Source organism: Pseudomonas sp. LABIM340, assembly GCF_040017195.2.
GTDB lineage: Bacteria > Pseudomonadota > Gammaproteobacteria > Pseudomonadales > Pseudomonadaceae > Pseudomonas.
Genome location: NZ_CM200227.1, coordinates 5,881,040 through 5,897,029 on the forward strand (window position 1 = coordinate 5,881,040; position 15,990 = coordinate 5,897,029).

Consider the following 15,990-nt stretch of genomic DNA (forward strand, 5'->3'; position numbering starts at 1 on the left):
GTGTACAACACCCGACCAGTGAGCTCAGATTTAACTGGGATTTAGCCGGCGCACGGTAGATTGCAAGTGCCATCATCTGGCTATACTCCAGCCACTATCCGCAGTACGCCTGGCCATCCCACCCAGGCCAGGGAGTACCTGTCGTGCGTCGTGCCTTCGTGCTGTTGCTTACCCTGCTGTTCTGCCACACGGCGCTAGCCTTCGAACTGGACGACAAGGCCAGCGGCGCCTGGCTCAACGATCATCTCGAACTGCTGCAGGAGCGTGACGGCCCGCTGTCGCTGGAAGCCGTGCAGGCCAGCCGCGACTTCGTGCCCGCCAACGGACGCACCAGCGTCGGTCAGAGCCCCGACGGCTGGTGGCTGCGCCTGGATCTGGATCGCCGCACCACCCCGCTGGGCGGCTGGTGGCTGGAGGTGGACGCGGTCAACCTCCAGGATTTTCGTCTCTACGTACCCGACGAACGGGGCGTCTACCGGGAAACGCTGTCCGGTGAGGCCGTGCCCTTCGCCCAGGGCCGCGACCGCGACTATCGCCGCCCGGTCTTCCACCTGCCCGAAGGCAGCGGTCCGGTGCGCATCTATGCCCGCGTCTACGATCCGGCCGGCAACTCCTTCCCGCTGCGCATCTGGTCGCTGGATGATCTGCAGGACCACCGCGCCGATACCAGCCTGTTCCTCGGCTTCATCTACGGCCTGATCGCCGCGCTGCTGCTGTACAACCTGTTCATCCTGCTGACCCTGCGCGACCCGGCGTACTTCTGGTACGTGCTGACCACCGCCAGCGCGCTGCTGTTCAGCCTGGGGATGAGCGGCCACGGCTTCGAATACTTCTGGCCCGATCACCCGGTGCCCTGGTGGCTGGACCGCATCACCCTGCCCTCGCTCTGGGGCCTGTGCGTGCACCGTTTCACCATCACCCTGCTGCAGACCCGCCGCCACGTGCGCTGGTCGCACTGGCTGCTGAACCTGAACTGCGCGCTGTATGTGCTGACCATCGTCCTCGGCGCGCTGCACCTGCGTGGCGTGGCGGGCTGGATGCTGGTGGCGATCACCCTGATCGGCGTGCCGGCGGCGCTCGGCGGCGCCCTGGTGCGCTGGCGCCAGGGTTCGTTCCCGGCGTTCCTCTACCTGCTCGGCTTCGGTCTGGTGCTGACTAGCGTGAGCATTTCGGTGATGCGCGCAACCGGCGTGGTGCAGCCGTCGCCGCTGACCTCGTACATCTTCCCCATCGCCGTGGCCATGGAGTCGGTGCTGTTCTCCTTCGCCCTCACCTCGCGCATTCAGGGCCTCAAGCGCGAGCGTGCCCAGGCCCTGGAACAGGCCGACCGCGAGAAAAGCGCGCGCCTGACGCTGATGCAGAGCGCCCAGCAGGACCTGGCGACCGCCGTGGCCGAGCGCACCGCCGAACTCACCCAGAGCAACCAGTTGCTGCGCGAGCGCGAAGTGCAGCTGCAGCACGCCGCCCACTATGACCCGCTGACCGGCCTGCCGAACCGCCGCTATCTGGTGGAGCACGCCGAACACGCCCTGGCCAGCGCCCAGCAGAACGGCGAAACCCTGGCCCTGATGCTGATCGACCTGGACCACTTCAAGCCGATCAACGACAGTCACGGCCACGACGCCGGCGACTTCATGCTGCAGAACGTCGGCAATCGCCTGCGCCAGTGCGTGCGCGGCAGCGACTGCGTGGCGCGTCTGGGCGGCGATGAATTCGCGGCGCTGATCTCCGGCCCGGATGCCGAGAGCCACGCCAAGGAGATCGCCTGCCGCATCCTCAACGAACTGGCGCGCCCGGTGAGGTTCGAAACGCTGGAACTGCGCGTCACGCCAAGCATCGGCGTGGCCATCTACCCCAGCCATGCGATGCAGTTCAGCAAGCTCTACAAGGCCGCCGACCAGGCGCTCTACGAAGTGAAGGGCAATGGCCGCGCGGCCTACGCCATGGCCAGCGAGCCCGCCGGCGAGACCAGCGAGCTCTGGCTGGAAAACGAATGGCTGGAAAGCGAAGACCGCGCCTGATCAGCTGCGATAGCGACGCGGCACGCGGGTGGTGACCTTGGTCAGCAGCTCGTAGCCGATGGTCCCGGCGTGGGCCGCCACCTCGTCCACCGGCAGGTTGGCGCCCCACAGCTCGACGCGATCGCCGACAGCGGCATTGGGCAGATCGGTCAGGTCCACCGCCAGCATGTCCATGGACACGCGCCCGGCCAGCACCGTGCGCTGGCCATCCACCAGCACCGGCGTGCCGCTCGGCGCATGGCGCGGATAACCATCGGCATACCCGCAGCTCACGGTGCCGATGCGCGAAGGCCGTTCGGCCACCCAGGTCGCGCCGTAACCAACGCTCTCACCGACCGCCACCTCGCGCACGGCGATCAACTGCGCCTCAAGGCTCATGGCCGGGCGCAGGCCCAGCTCGGCGGCGCCGATATCGGCGAAGGGCGTGGCGCCGTAGAGCATGATGCCAGGGCGAATCCAGTCCATGTGCGCGGCGGGAATGGTCAGCACGGCGGCGGAATTGGCCAGCGAGCGCAGGTCGAAATCCAGGTCCAGCACGCTGAGGAAGCAGGCCACCTGGTCTTCGGTCAGCTCGTCGCCACGCAGGTCGGCATTGGCGAAGTGGCTCATCAGGTTCAGCTCGGCCACCTGCGGCGCCTGGCGCAGGCGCGGGTGCCAGTCACGCAGCGCTTCGGGCGAGAAGCCCAGACGATGCATGCCGGTGTCCAGCTTCATCCACACATTGAGCGCACTGGGCAGCTGAGCGGCGAGCAGCGCCTGGGCCTGCTCGGGGCCTTGCACCGCCACGTCCAGCCGTAGCTGGGCGGCGATCAGGTATTCCGAGGGTTCGAAGCAGCCCTCCAGCAGCAGGATGCGGGCGCCGGCGTGCAGCGCGCGCACCTCGGCGGCCTCCTCCAGGCAGGCCACCGCAAAACCGTCGGCCTCGTCGTGCAGCACGCTCACCACCTCCCGAGCGCCATGCCCGTAAGCGTTCGCCTTGACCACCGCGAAGGCTTCACGTCCGGGCGCGCAGCGCTTGGCGACGGCGTAGTTGTGGCGAATGGCGGCTAGATCGACGTGGGCGACGAGCGGGCGCATGGCGGCCTCTGCAATGAAAACGGGCGCCTATCTTAAGGCGCCCGTCGGTCACGCGGAATGCGGCATCGTTACTCGTCTTCGAAGTTGTACATGCCGGGCGCGAGGTTCTCGAAGCGGCTGTAGCGGCCGAGGAAGGCCACGCGCACCGTGCCGATAGGGCCGTTACGCTGCTTGCCGAGGATGATTTCGGCGACGCCCTTGAACTCGGTCTCGGGGTGATACACCTCGTCGCGGTAGACGAACATGATCACGTCGGCGTCCTGCTCGATCGCTCCGGATTCACGCAGGTCGGAGTTCACCGGGCGCTTGTTGGGGCGCTGTTCCAGCGAGCGGTTGAGCTGGGAGAGTGCCACCACCGGGCAGTTGAACTCCTTCGCCAGTGCCTTCAGCGAGCGGGAAATCTCGGAAATCTCGTTGGTCCGGTTGTCGCCGGCGGAACCGGGAATCTGCATCAGCTGCAGGTAGTCGACCATGATCATGCCGATCTCGCCGTGCTCGCGGGACAGGCGGCGGGTACGCGCACGCATTTCCGAGGGCGAGATGCCGGCGGTGTCATCGATGAACAGCTTGCGGTCGCTGAGCAGGTTCACCGCCGAGGTCAGGCGCGGCCAATCCTCGTCGTCCAGCTTGCCGGTACGCACCTTGGTCTGGTCGATGCGGCCGAGCGAGGCGAGCATACGCATCACGATGGAGTCGGAGGGCATCTCCAGGGAGTACACCAGGATCGCCTTGTCGCTGCGCATCAGGGCGTTCTCCACCAGGTTCATGGCGAAGGTGGTCTTGCCCATCGACGGACGGCCGGCAACGATGATCAGATCGGACGGCTGCAGGCCGCTGGTCTTCTCGTCGAGGTCGGTGAAGCCGGTGGTGATACCGGTCAGCGCATCCGAGGTGTTGAACAGGTGGTCGATGCGATCGATGGTCTTCACCAGGATGTCACCGATACCGACCGGGCCGCCGGTCTTGGGGCGCGCTTCGGCGATCTCGAAGATCCGCCGCTCGGCTTCGTCGAGCACTTCGTTGGCGCTGCGCCCTTCAGGGTTGAAGGCACTGTCGGCGATATCGCTGCTGATGCCGATCAGCTGCCGCAACGTGGCGCGCTCGCGGATGATGTTCGCGTAGGCCTTGATGTTCGCTACCGAGGGCGTGTTCTTCGCCAGCTCGGCAAGGTACGCGAGGCCGCCCACCTGGGACAGCTGCCCTTCGCGCTCGAGCATCTCGGACAGGGTCACCACGTCGATCGGCTGGTTGGCTTCGGCGAGCTTGTAGACAGCGCGGAAGATCAGGCGATGGTCATGGCGGTAGAAGTCGCCATCGGACACGGCGTCCGACACACGTTCCCATGCGTTGTTGTCGAGCATCAGCCCGCCCAGCACCGCCTGTTCGGCTTCGATCGAGTGCGGTGGCACCTTGAGGGAAGCGGTCTGCAGGTCGTATTGCTCGGGGACGGTGATGTCGTTCATGGGCTGTTCGTGCGGGCTCTTCGTAGAAATTCAAAGGCGGAAAAAACAAAGGGCACGGTACTGATGCTCAGTACCGTGCCCGATGTTAGCGGACTGATTCGCCCATGCAAGATGTGCGAAACGTCCTAGCGACGGATCGCTTACTCGGCGACTACAACCACGTGCAGGGTTGCATCAACATCCATGTGCAGTTGCACTTCGATGTTGTATTCGCCTACAGCGCGCAGGGCGCCGTCGGGCAGGCGAACTTCGCTCTTTTCCAGCGGGTAGCCGGCAGCCGAAACGGCGTCGGCGATGTCGCGGGTGCCGATCGAACCGAACAGCTTGCCTTCGTCGCCAGCGTGGGCGCCGATGGTCACGATCAGTTCGGCCAGTTGGGCAGCACGAGCTTCAGCAGCGGCTTTTTTATCAGCAGCGGCTTTTTCCAGCTCTGCACGGCGCTCTTCGAAAGCAGCAACGTTGGCAGCGGTGGCAGCGGTGGCTTTGCCCTGCGGCAGCAGGTAGTTACGAGCGTAACCGCCCTTTACGTTCAGCTTGTCGCCCAGGTTGCCCAGTTTGGCGATCTTTTCCAGCAGGATGACTTCCATTTGAGTCTTACCTCTTAACTTTTAACCTTCACCGTTCGCAGCTTTCTGGCGCTTTGCCAGGCGACCGCGAAAATCAAACAGACTGTCGACTACGGCGACAAGACAGATCACATTGCCCAGTACGAATACCAGCAGGTACAGCGGTGCCAGCCAGAAGCCCGGAAGCTTCTTCAGCGCGGCCAGGCCGTGCCCCAGTGCGATCCCGGCAAACAGCAGCGGGATCATGCACAGCGGCGCCAGCATGGTGGCCGCGGGCCCTGCGAAGGGCAGTGCCACAACGCCGACCAGCAGCGCTACAGCCGTGCCCGGCGACAGACGCAGTGCGCGGAACTCGCGGCCAAACCCTTCCGGGTTGAACAATACTGCTTGCCAATAACGCGCCAGCATCAGGCACAACAGGCTGATCGTCTGCAGCGAGGCTGCCATCAGGCCGGTGATGGTCGGAACCATCTCCGCCTGCAGGGCGGCCATCTGTTCCGGCGGAAGCTTGGCTTCGGCCAGAACCTGCGGCAGGGCTTTGCCGAATGCATCGGCCAGACCTGCGACCAACCCGGCCGACACCGTGCTGAGCAGCAGCACGAACACCGCACCGAGCAAAACGCTCGCCAGCATCACCTGATTCCAGGACACCTTGCTGCGCAGAACCTGCGCCAACACGGCACTACCCACCAGAACCAGACTCACGCTGGGGTCACCCAGGTACCACCAGGCCAGTGCCGGAAGCAGCGCCCAGCCCAGGATGCCAAAGGCATCACGCGGACCACGACGCAACAGCACCAGACTGCCTGCTGCGGCACCGAGCCAGAACAACGGCTGCAGTACCGCGGCTGCGACGACCACCAGGGTCGCCTGCATGCGGCCTCGCATGACAAATTCAGCCAATGCGCGCATGCGATCTATCCATCAATTCCAGTCGACTGCCCGATCAACGGCCGTGGCTGTCGGTGTAGGGAAGCAGGGCCAGGTAGCGGGCGCGCTTGATAGCGGTCGCCAGCTGACGCTGGTACTTGGCCTTGGTGCCGGTGATACGGCTCGGAACGATCTTGCCGGTTTCGGAAACGTAGGCCTTCAGGGTGTTGAGATCCTTGTAATCGATCTCTTTCACGCCTTCAGCGGTGAAACGGCAGAACTTACGACGACGGAAGAAACGTGCCATGTGTGTGGCTCCTCAATACTGGTCCGGGATTACTCGTCAGCGCTGTCGCGGCTATCATCGCCGTCAGCGGACTCGCCCTCGTTCGATTCGGGACGCTCACGGCGCTCGCGGCGCTCGTTGCGGCTCTCTTCGGCCTTCAGCATTTCGGACTGGCCGGTAACGGCTTCGTCGCGACGGATGACCATGTTACGGATCACGGCGTCGTTGTAACGGAAGTTGTCTTCCATTTCTGCCAGGGCCTTGGCGGTGCACTCGACGTTCATCAGAACGTAGTGAGCCTTGTGCACGTTGTTGATGGCGTAAGCCAGCTGACGACGGCCCCAGTCTTCCAGACGGTGGACTTTGCCGCCGTCTTCTTCGATGGCCTTGGTGTAACGCTCGACCATGCCACCGACTTGTTCGCTCTGGTCCGGGTGAACCAGGAACACGATTTCGTAATGACGCATAAATGCTCCTTACGGATTGCAGCCTGCCGACAAAGCGGTCAGACAAGGAGTGAATGATTTTTTCCTTGCCGCTCGGAAGCACGCGCGAACGCCTGCCCGGACGACAAGGGCCGACATTCTAGAGAAGCGCGCCGGGGGGCGCAAGGAAAACTGGCGAAACTTTGAACAGCGCGAGGCGACAGGGGCCGCCTCGCGTGGGGACGTCAGGCGCCGACCTTGAGCTGGCGCTGGCGGACGATCTCGAACAGGCACACACCGGTGGCCACCGAGACATTCAGGCTGCTGACGCTGCCCTGCATCGGCAGCTTGGCCAGGTAGTCGCAGTGATCGCGGGTCAGGCGGCGCATGCCCTTGCCCTCGGCGCCCATCACCAGCACGGTCGGCCCGGTGAGGTCGAGTTCATAGAGCATCTGGGTCGCCTCGCCGGCGGTGCCGACGATCCACAAGCCGCGCTGCTGGAGTTTCTCCAGGGTGCGCGCGAGGTTGGTCACGGCCACCAGCGGGATGACTTCGGCGGCGCCGCAGGCAACCTTACGCACGGTGGCATTGAGGGTGGCGGACTTGTCCTTCGGCACGATCACCGCCAGCGCGCCCGCCGCATCGGCGGTGCGCAGGCAGGCGCCGAGGTTGTGCGGGTCGGTCACGCCGTCCAGCACCAGCAGCAGCGCAGGGCCAGCGGAGCGTTCCAGCAGCTCCTCCAGCATGTTCTCGCCCCACACCTGGCTCGGACTGACCTCGGCGACCACGCCCTGGTGCACGCCCTCAGCCCACTCATCCAGCTCCTTGCGGTCGCGCGTGCCCACCGGCACGCGCGCCTGACCGGCCAGTTCGACCAGCGCCTGGACGCGCGGGTCCTGACGGCCTTCGGCCAACCACAGCTGCTTGACCCGCTTCGGGTGATGGCGCAGCAGCGCTTCTACGGCATGGACCCCGTAGACCTGTTCCCATTGACTCATTTCTTCGCCTTACGCTTGCTGGCCGGCGCGCCGCCAGTGGCTCCCGCCTTGGGCGCAGCAGAGCCCTTGCGGTGCTTGGAAGACTTGGCGGACCGGGCTTTCTGTTTCGAAGGATTGCGCGGCTTGCCCGCAGCGGGCGCGCCCTTACCTTTGCCGGCTGCCGGCTTGTTGCCGCCGACCTTGGCCTCTTCGAGCAGCGCCTTCTTCACTTCGCGGCTCTTGCGCACATCGGTATTGCCGAGGATTTCGTCGGCCTTGGCGAGCATGTCCGGAGCTACCGACGGCAGCGCCTGGACCACGCCGACCTTGCGCTTGCGCGGTTGCACGGCAACATCCGGAGCGAGGTACGGATCGTCCGCCACCGCAAGCGGAGCCCGCGCCGGTTTGTCTTTCGCCGCCACAGCCTTGGGCGCCCTGCCCTTGGCTGCCTTACCCTTGGCGACCGGTTCAGCCTTCTCGCCACGCTTCTTGCGGCCGATGGGCGCGCTGAGCACGTTGTCGGAGAGTTCGAAGTCGATCTTGCGCTCGTCCAGGTCGACGCGCGCGACGACTACCTCGACGGTATCGCCGAGACGGAAGCTGCGGCCGGTGCGCTCGCCACTCAGGCGATGGTGCACGGCATCGAAGTGGTAGTAGTCGCCGGGCAGTGCAGTGACATGCACCAGGCCTTCCACATAGATGTCGCTCAGCTCGACGAAGATGCCGAAGCCGGTCACCGCGGTAATCACGCCGGGGAAAGTTTCGCCCACGCGCTCGCGCATGAACTCGCACTTCAGCCAGTTGGTGACATCACGGGTCGCTTCGTCGGCGCGGCGCTCGGTCAACGAGCACTGCTCGCCCAACTGGGCCAGGCGGGCTTCGTCGTACGGATAGATGCGCGCTTTCGGCATGCTGGCGGCGCCAACGCGTTGCACGTGCTCGGATGCCGCCTTGGAGCGGATCAGGCCACGGATGGCGCGATGGGTCAGCAGGTCCGGGTAACGGCGAATCGGCGACGTGAAGTGGGTGTAGGCCTCGTAGTTCAGGCCGAAGTGGCCGGCATTCTCGGGGCTGTACACCGCCTGACTCAGCGAGCGCAGCATCACGGTCTGGATCAGTTGCAGGTCCGGGCGGCCCTGGATGGACTCCAGCAGCTTCTGGTAGTCCGCCGGGGTCGGGTCGCCCTTGCCGCGATAGAGCGTCAGGCCCAGTTCGCCGAGGAACTGGCGCAGGTTGTTCAGCTTCTCCTGCGGCGGGCCGTCGTGGACGCGGTACAGCGCCGGGATGGCGTGCTTCTCGAGGAACTTGGCGGTGGCGACGTTGGCCGCCAGCATGCATTCCTCGATCAGCTTGTGCGCATCGTTGCGCTGGGTCGGGCGGATTTCCGAGATCTTGCGGTCCGCGCCGAAGACGATGCGGGTTTCCTGGGTCTCGAAATCGATCGCGCCACGCACGTGGCGCGCGCCGACGAGGACCTTGTACAGGTCATAAAGGGTATTGAGGTGCGGCACCACCGCCGGCAGCTGTTCCTTCAGGCGCTGGCCTTCGGGACTGTCGGGAGTTTCCAGGTACTGGCTGACCTTGGTGTAGGTCAGGCGCGCATGGGAATGGATGACCGCCTCGTAGAACTGGTAATCGGTCATCTTGCCGGCCTTGGAGAGGTTCATCTCGCAGACCATGGCCAGGCGATCGACCAGCGGATTCAGGGAGCACAGGCCGTTGGAAAGAATCTCCGGCAGCATCGGGATCACGCGCTCGGGGAAGTACACCGAGTTGCCGCGCTTGGCCGCCTCTTCATCCAGGGCCGAACCGACCTTCACATAATGAGAGACGTCGGCGATGGCGACGAACAGCTTCCAGCCGCCACCCTTGCGCTTCTCGGCGTAGACCGCGTCGTCGAAGTCGCGGGCGTCCTCGCCGTCGATGGTGACGAAAGGCAGGGCGCGCAGGTCGACGCGCTTTTCCTTGTCCTTCTCCAGCACTTCGGGCTTGAGCTTGGCGGCTTCCTTCTCCACGGCCTCGGGCCAGGTATGGGGAATGTCGTAGCTGCGCAGGGCGACTTCGATTTCCATGCCCGGCGCCATATAGTCGCCGAGCACTTCCACCACTTCCCCCTGGGCCTGGCGATGCACGCTCGGCCACACGTCGATGCGCACCTGGACGAACTGGTTGTGCTTGGCCTTGCCAGCCTTGCCCGGCGGGATCAGCACTTCCTGCTGGATTTTCGGATTGTCCGCCACGACCGTGCCGATGCCGCTCTCGTCGAAGTAGCGACCAACGATGGTCTCGTGGGCACGCTCGACCACTTCTACTATCGCGCCTTCGCGGCGACCACGGCGGTCGAAGCCGGACACGCGGGCCAGGGCGCGGTCGCCGTCGAATACCAGGCGCATCTGCGTCGGGCTGAGGAACAGGTCGTCACTGCCGTCATCGGGGATCAGGAAGCCGAAGCCGTCGCGGTGGCCGGCGATGCGGCCGAGGATCAGGTCGAGCTTGTCCACCGGCGCATAGGCGCCACGGCGGGTATAGATAAGCTGGCCGTCGCGCTCCATGGCGCGCAGTCGGCGGCGCAGTGCTTCTTCGGGCTCTTCGCCGGAGAGGCCGAGTTCGTCCATCAGCTGGGACCGCGTCGCGGGGGCGCCGCGCTCGGCAAGGTGCGCCAGGATGAGTTCACGGCTGGGGATGGGGTTGTCGTATTTTTCCGCCTCGCGGGCGGCCTCGGGATCGAGGTTTTGCCAATCGGCCATTAAAGTGCGGTCACCTTATATATAGGGATATGGATCGCCATGTGCTTATTGAAGCGCGAAACCCGCCCGTCGGTCAGCTTCGGGCAAGAATAAATTTTTTATCGCATCAGGGGTTTACAAGCGAAAACGCTCTCCGTATAGTTCGCGCCCACAGCGTCAGACAGATGTTGTAACACGGAAACGATGAGTAATCATCGACTCCAGTGCCCAGGTGGCGGAATTGGTAGACGCACTAGGTTCAGGTCCTAGCGGTGGCAACACCGTGGAAGTTCGAGTCTTCTCCTGGGCACCACTTATTCAAGGATAAAGTCAGTCTCTGGCAGGCTTTATCAGACGGGTTCGGAACCCTGATAACCGAACGATAGACCGTCAGATGCAACCAAGGGTTGCATCACCGCAAGACGATGAGCGATCATCGCACCCCATGCTGAAAAGCATGCCCAGGTGGCGGAATTGGTAGACGCACTAGGTTCAGGTCCTAGCGGTGGCAACACCGTGGAAGTTCGAGTCTTCTCCTGGGCACCATCTTCAAACGAAAAAGCCGAGCATAGCTCGGCTTTTTCGTTTTCGGCTTTCCGCCTTTTACCATGCCGGACGCGAACGCCCGGCAATGCCTGCCAGCCTCAAGCCTTGAACTGCCCCAAGCTGGCGCGCAGCTGACCGGCCAATCCATCGAGCACTCGCCCACTGCTGGCGGTCGCACTCACCGCTTCCGCCGCGCGACTCGCCTCGGCATGGATCACCTCGACCCGCCCACGCACCGCCGCAGCGCCAGCCGCCTGCTGTTGCGCCGAATGAGTAGCCGCCTCGATGGCGCCGTGCACCTCCTCCACCGCACTCTGCACTTCGCGCTGCAGCCGCTCGCTATCCTGTAGCGCGGCCAAACCCTGCACCGCCTGCTCGCGGGCCTGCCCGATGGCGGACACCGCCTCGCGCGCACCTTCCTGCAACGCTCCGATGTGCGACTGGATATCACCCGTGGATTGCTGGGTCTTGCTGGCCAGCGCACGCACCTCGTCCGCCACCACGGCGAACCCGCGGCCACTCTCACCCGCGCGCGCCGCCTCGATGGCCGCGTTCAGCGCCAAAAGATTCGTCTGCTCGGCGATGCCATGGATCACTGAGAGCACCACTTCGATCTGCTCGCTCTGCCGCGCCAGGCGCTCGATAACGCCGGCGCCATTCTGCACGCGGGATTCCAGGGTCTCGATCAGGCCACCCACTTTACGAGCGATGGCCGCATTGTCCTGCGCTGCTTTGCGGATCTCGCCAACCCGCGCTAGTGCAGCCTGCATTGAGCGGCTCTCCATCTCCGCCTCCGCCGCCATGCCCGAGAGCGCCTCCAGGCTGCCTGCCACCTCATTGCGCTGCCGATCCGCCGCCGCCTCGGCACTGGCGCTACGACTGGCCAGCGCGGCAATTTCACTGCCAGTCTGCTGCGCCACCTGGCCCGCCTCGCGCACGATAGGCTGGAGCTTGTCGACGAAGCGATTCACCGCCGTCGCCATCTCACCCAGCTCATCACGGCTGTCCAGCCGCACGCGACGAGTCAGGTCGCCCTCCCCGGCCGCCAGATCATTCAGCGCACCAATCAGCAGGCGCAGGCGATTCACCACACGATGACCGAGCACGACAGCCAGGCACAGCAACACACCAAGGCCGACCAACAGCAGCCCCATGCCGATGCGCCAGCGCAGCGCTCCCGCGGCATCTTCGATGGATGCCTTCGCGCCCTGACTCATGCCTTCCGCTGCCTGCTTCGCAGATTGCAGGCGCGCCGTCAGGGCCTTGGTGCTGTCGGCAGCCGCACCGGCAAGGCTATCGCCCACCAACTGATCACCACTGGCGACCAGGGCGGAGAAGCGCTGGTCCAGCGCGGCGATCTGCTTCTCGATGGCATCGGTGGAAACGCCCAGGCGCACCGTGCCGATGACCACGCCATTGGGGCTGATCGGCGCCTCGACGAGGAACACCGAGCTGTCATGGCTTGCCGCTTCCAGCACCTTGTCCAGGGCACGTTCGCCCTTGCCCTTCTCCAGCAGCGCCTGCACCCGCGCATCCTCGCGATTGAGGTAGCGGGTCAGGTGCTGGCCCTGCGGATCGTCGTAGACCACAAAGAGCACATTGGGGTTGGCCTGGGCGCGCCGGGCATAGTCCGAGAGCACCGGCACGTCGTTGTCCCACATGGCCTTGGGCGCGACGGCGGCGAGCAGCTGCGCCAATTCGGTGGCGGACTGGCGCAGGCTCTGCTCCAGCCCTGCGCGCAGCTGCCCCTGCTCTTCCTCCAGACGCGCCGAAAGCGCCGAGCCCAGGCGTTCACGGGTTCGCGCGGACAGGTCGTTCAGCCCGGAAGTGACTTCCTTGCCGGCCTGCTCCAGCTCGCCGGCCAGGCGTTGCGATTCGTTACCCAGGTGCGCCCCCAGGTCGCTGACCAGACCATCGACGGTGCTACGGGTAAGCCAGAGGGCAATCGCCAGCTGCACCAGCAGCGCGACTCCCAGGGCGATGAAAACGGGGCGCAGCAAGCGACTGCGCAATAAAGACAGGACGGCGGACACGGCGGACTTCCTCCGGACGTAACGGATATCTGGCGCGAAAGGCGCCAATCCGTTTCACCAGCAAAGCGCGTGCCGCCGCGTAAAACCGAACCTCGGAAACGACAACGGGCCGCATGAGCGGCCCGTTGCAGTGTGCAGCTGTGGATCAGCCGAACGGATGGCGCAGGACGATGGTCTCGGCGCGGTCCGGGCCGGTGGAGATGATGTCGATGGGCGCACCGACCAGCTCCTCGATGCGCTTGATGTAAGCACGCGCATTGGCCGGCAGGCCTTCCAGGGTCTGAACACCCACGGTGGATTCGCTCCAGCCCGGCAGGTCTTCGTAGATCGGCTGCAGGCCGATGTAGCTGTCAGCGTCGGTCGGCGCGTCGGTCAGCAGTTCGCCGGCGGCGTTCTTGTAGCCGGTGCAGATGCGCACGGTTTCCAGACCGTCGAGGACGTCCAGCTTGGTCAGGCACAGGCCGGACAGGCTGTTGATCTCGATGGCGCGACGCAGGATGACGGCATCGAACCAGCCGCAACGACGGGCACGGCCGGTGGTGGCACCGAACTCGTGACCGACCTTGGCCAGGCGCGCGCCGATGTCATCGAACAGCTCGGTCGGGAACGGGCCGGAACCCACGCGGGTGGTGTAGGCCTTGGTGATACCCAGGATGTAGTCCAGGTACAGCGGACCGAAGCCCGAACCGGTGGCGGTACCGCCAGCGGTGGTGTTGGAGCTGGTGACGAACGGGTAGGTGCCGTGGTCGATGTCCAGCAGCGAGCCCTGGGCGCCTTCGAACATGATGTTCTCGTTGGCGCGGCGCAGGTCGTGCAGGGTCGAGGTCACGTCAGCCATCAGCGGCTTCAGTTCTTCGGCGTAGGCCATGCACTCGTCCAGAGTCTTCTGGAAGTCGGCGGCCGGCTCCTTGTAGTAGTGCTGCAGGACGAAGTTGTGGTAGTCCAGAACCTCACCCAGCTTGGCGGCGAAACGCTCGCGGTGGAACAGGTCGCCCACGCGCAGGCCGCGACGGGCCACTTTGTCTTCGTAAGCCGGGCCGATGCCGCGACCGGTGGTGCCGATCTTCGCGTCGCCACGGGCCTTCTCGCGAGCCTGGTCCAGGGCTACGTGGAAGGAGAGGATCAGCGGGCAGGACGGGCTGATGCGCAGACGCTCGCGCACCGGTACGCCCTTCTCTTCCAGCTTGGCGATTTCGCGCATCAGCGCGTCGGGCGCCAGTACCACGCCGTTGCCGATCAGGCACTGCACGCCTTCGCGCAGGATGCCCGACGGGATCAGGTGCAGTACGGTCTTCTCGCCAGCGACCACCAGGGTATGACCAGCGTTGTGGCCGCCCTGGTAACGCACCACGGCAGCAGCCTGGTCGGTCAGCAGGTCGACGATCTTGCCTTTGCCCTCATCACCCCACTGGGTGCCCAGGACTACGACATTCTTACCCATAACTCTTGTCCCCTTGGAAGTTCGGTGCCGGCCGCGGCCGGCGGAAACTCGAAGTGGCGCGCCTCAGAGCGCGGCCACCTGCCAATTGCCATCGCGAACCAGCAGTTGCTGGTCGCAGCCCGCTTCGGAAGCCGAAGCCGCATCCTGCCCGGGCAGCGCCTGTACCACGCGCACGCCCTGACGGCGCAACTGCTGCACCGCCTGCCACAAGCCAGCCCCATCGGCCGGCGCCCAGACTCCGGTGCGCGGCTCGTCGAGCTGGGCGCGGCCGAGAGTGACCAGGGTCTTGAGGTCGGTAGAGAAACCGGTGGCCGGACGCGCACGGCCGAAATCGGCGCCGATGTCGTCGTAACGGCCGCCCTGAGCGATGGACTCGCCAACCCCAGGCACGAACGCGGCAAACACCACGCCCGTGTGATAGTGATAGCCACGCAGCTCGCCGAGGTCGAAGTACAACGGCAGTTGCGGGAAGCGCGCAGCCAGCGAGTCGGCGATGGCGGTCAGGTCGGCCAGCGCTGCCTGGACGTTGGCCGGAGCACCGGCGAGCACTTCGCGCGCCTGCTCCAGCACCTCGCGACTGCCGCACAGCTCGGCGAGCGCACGGAGCATGCCGGCGAGCTCGCTCGGCAGGCCTTCGGTCAACGCTGCGACTTCGTCCACGGCCTTGCGCTGCAAGGCGTCGAACAGCAGCTGCTCGACTTCGCCGGACAGGCCCGCAGCCTGAGCCAGGCCACGGTAGATGCCGACATGACCGAGGTCCATGTGCACGTCCGGCACCTGGGCCATCTCGAGCATGTCGAGCAGCAGGCTGATGACCTCGACGTCGCCGGCCGAACCGGTGTTGCCGTACAGCTCAGCACCCAGCTGGATCGGACTGCGCGAAGTAGCCAATGCACGCGGACGGGCATGCAGCACACTGCCGGCGTAGCACAGGCGATTCGGGCCCTCACGACGCAGGCTGTGGGCGTCCATGCGCGCCACTTGCGGCGTGATGTCCGCACGGAAGCCCATAAGGCGGCCGGAAGCCGGATCGGTGACCTTGAAGGTACGCAGGTCCAGGTCCTGGCCGGCACCGGTCAGCAGGGATTCCAGGTATTCGATATGCGGGGTGACGACGAACTCGTAACCCCAGCGCTGGAACAGGTCCAGCACCTGACGGCGGGCTGCTTCAACGCGAGCCGCCTCTGGTGGCAGCACTTCTTCGATTCCATCTGGCAGCAGCCAGCGGTCTACCGTTGCCATGTCGCCTCTCTCCTTTTTTAGGCCGGGCGGCACTTCAATGAATGCAGTAAAGAAGGACGGTGCCGAGCAGCATGCTGCCCAGCCCGATGAGTCTCAGACTTCGGTCGCCAAGGCGACTGAGCCCGCTCACGGCGTCGCGCCAACCACGCGGGTACAGGAATGGAAGGATGCCTTCCAGCACCAGCAACAGACAGAACGCCTTGCTGAATTCCTGCCACATGGCTCTCGTACATCATTCTCGCGGACGCAAAAAAGCCGGGATTTCCCGGCTGACCCATGATAACACGATTTCTCCGGCGGGCGCTGCCGCCCGCCGG

General features: G+C 65.1%; 13 protein-coding genes, 2 tRNA genes and 1 pseudogene. 3 read left to right on the plus strand and 13 right to left on the minus strand.

Going from position 1 to position 15,990, the window contains the following annotated elements:
* The first annotated feature begins 143 nt into the window (after positions 1–143).
* Positions 144–2,021, plus strand: a complete 1,878-nt coding sequence (locus ABKS89_RS27155; protein ID WP_348588318.1) for a diguanylate cyclase domain-containing protein — start codon at positions 144–146, stop codon at positions 2,019–2,021.
* Here the strand turns inward: ABKS89_RS27155 and alr are convergent, their stop codons facing one another.
* The 8 genes from alr to rnr form a co-directional block, all read right to left on the minus strand.
* Positions 2,022–3,098 carry an alanine racemase gene (alr, locus tag ABKS89_RS27160; protein ID WP_348588319.1) on the minus strand — a complete coding sequence of 359 codons (1,077 nt, stop codon included), beginning with the start codon at positions 3,096–3,098 and terminating at the stop codon, positions 2,022–2,024. It lies immediately after the preceding gene.
* Positions 3,099–3,166: 68 nt separating this feature from the next.
* Positions 3,167–4,561, minus strand: a complete 1,395-nt coding sequence (dnaB, locus tag ABKS89_RS27165; protein ID WP_045216252.1) for a replicative DNA helicase — start codon at positions 4,559–4,561, stop codon at positions 3,167–3,169.
* A gap of 140 nt (positions 4,562–4,701) precedes the next feature.
* Positions 4,702–5,148, minus strand: coding sequence for a 50S ribosomal protein L9 (rplI, locus tag ABKS89_RS27170; RefSeq protein ID WP_138214047.1), 447 nt, complete (start codon positions 5,146–5,148; stop codon positions 4,702–4,704).
* A 21-nt stretch (positions 5,149–5,169) separates the two neighbouring features.
* A complete protein-coding gene (locus ABKS89_RS27175; protein ID WP_348588320.1) occupies positions 5,170–6,039 on the minus strand; it encodes a hypothetical protein in 870 nt (289 codons plus the stop codon).
* A gap of 34 nt (positions 6,040–6,073) precedes the next feature.
* Positions 6,074–6,304 (minus strand): 30S ribosomal protein S18, encoded by a 231-nt coding sequence (rpsR, locus tag ABKS89_RS27180; RefSeq protein ID WP_003095634.1) that lies wholly within the window; start codon positions 6,302–6,304, stop codon positions 6,074–6,076.
* A 29-nt stretch (positions 6,305–6,333) separates the two neighbouring features.
* Complete coding sequence (gene rpsF / locus ABKS89_RS27185) at positions 6,334–6,750, minus strand: 30S ribosomal protein S6 (protein ID WP_017518275.1); 417 nt, start codon at positions 6,748–6,750, stop codon at positions 6,334–6,336.
* Positions 6,751–6,953: 203 nt separating this feature from the next.
* Positions 6,954–7,706, minus strand: a complete 753-nt coding sequence (rlmB, locus tag ABKS89_RS27190) for a 23S rRNA (guanosine(2251)-2'-O)-methyltransferase RlmB (protein WP_138214045.1) — start codon at positions 7,704–7,706, stop codon at positions 6,954–6,956.
* A complete protein-coding gene (rnr, locus tag ABKS89_RS27195; protein WP_348588321.1) occupies positions 7,703–10,432 on the minus strand; it encodes a ribonuclease R in 2,730 nt (909 codons plus the stop codon). The genes rlmB and rnr overlap by 4 nt, the downstream gene beginning before the upstream one ends.
* A gap of 205 nt (positions 10,433–10,637) precedes the next feature.
* Here rnr and ABKS89_RS27200 point away from each other — a divergent pair.
* Positions 10,638–10,724 (plus strand) — tRNA-Leu (locus ABKS89_RS27200).
* 146 nt (positions 10,725–10,870) lie between these two features.
* Positions 10,871–10,957, plus strand: a tRNA-Leu gene (locus ABKS89_RS27205).
* 98 nt (positions 10,958–11,055) lie between these two features.
* On the opposite strand, the gene ABKS89_RS27210 is transcribed toward ABKS89_RS27205, so the two are convergent.
* The 5 genes and pseudogenes from ABKS89_RS27210 to ABKS89_RS27230 all read right to left on the minus strand — a co-directional run bounded on the left by ABKS89_RS27210 (position 11,056) and on the right by ABKS89_RS27230 (position 15,893).
* On the minus strand, positions 11,056–11,940 hold the full coding sequence (locus tag ABKS89_RS27210) for a methyl-accepting chemotaxis protein (RefSeq protein WP_416785438.1): 885 nt from the start codon (positions 11,938–11,940) through the stop codon (positions 11,056–11,058).
* Positions 11,941–11,961: 21 nt separating this feature from the next.
* Positions 11,962–12,990 (minus strand): annotated as a pseudogene (locus ABKS89_RS27215) (methyl-accepting chemotaxis protein); the annotation flags it as partial.
* Between the two features lie 145 nt (positions 12,991–13,135).
* Positions 13,136–14,431, minus strand: a complete 1,296-nt coding sequence (locus tag ABKS89_RS27220; protein WP_348588323.1) for an adenylosuccinate synthase — start codon at positions 14,429–14,431, stop codon at positions 13,136–13,138.
* Positions 14,432–14,494: 63 nt separating this feature from the next.
* The gene (locus tag ABKS89_RS27225) at positions 14,495–15,673 is read right to left on the minus strand and encodes an ATP phosphoribosyltransferase regulatory subunit (protein ID WP_138214041.1); all 1,179 of its coding nucleotides are present in this window, start codon (positions 15,671–15,673) and stop codon (positions 14,495–14,497) included.
* A gap of 34 nt (positions 15,674–15,707) precedes the next feature.
* Entirely contained in the window at positions 15,708–15,893 is a 186-nt protein-coding gene (locus tag ABKS89_RS27230; protein ID WP_138214040.1) for a DUF2065 domain-containing protein, read from the minus strand.
* Between the last annotated feature and the right edge of the window lie 97 nt (positions 15,894–15,990).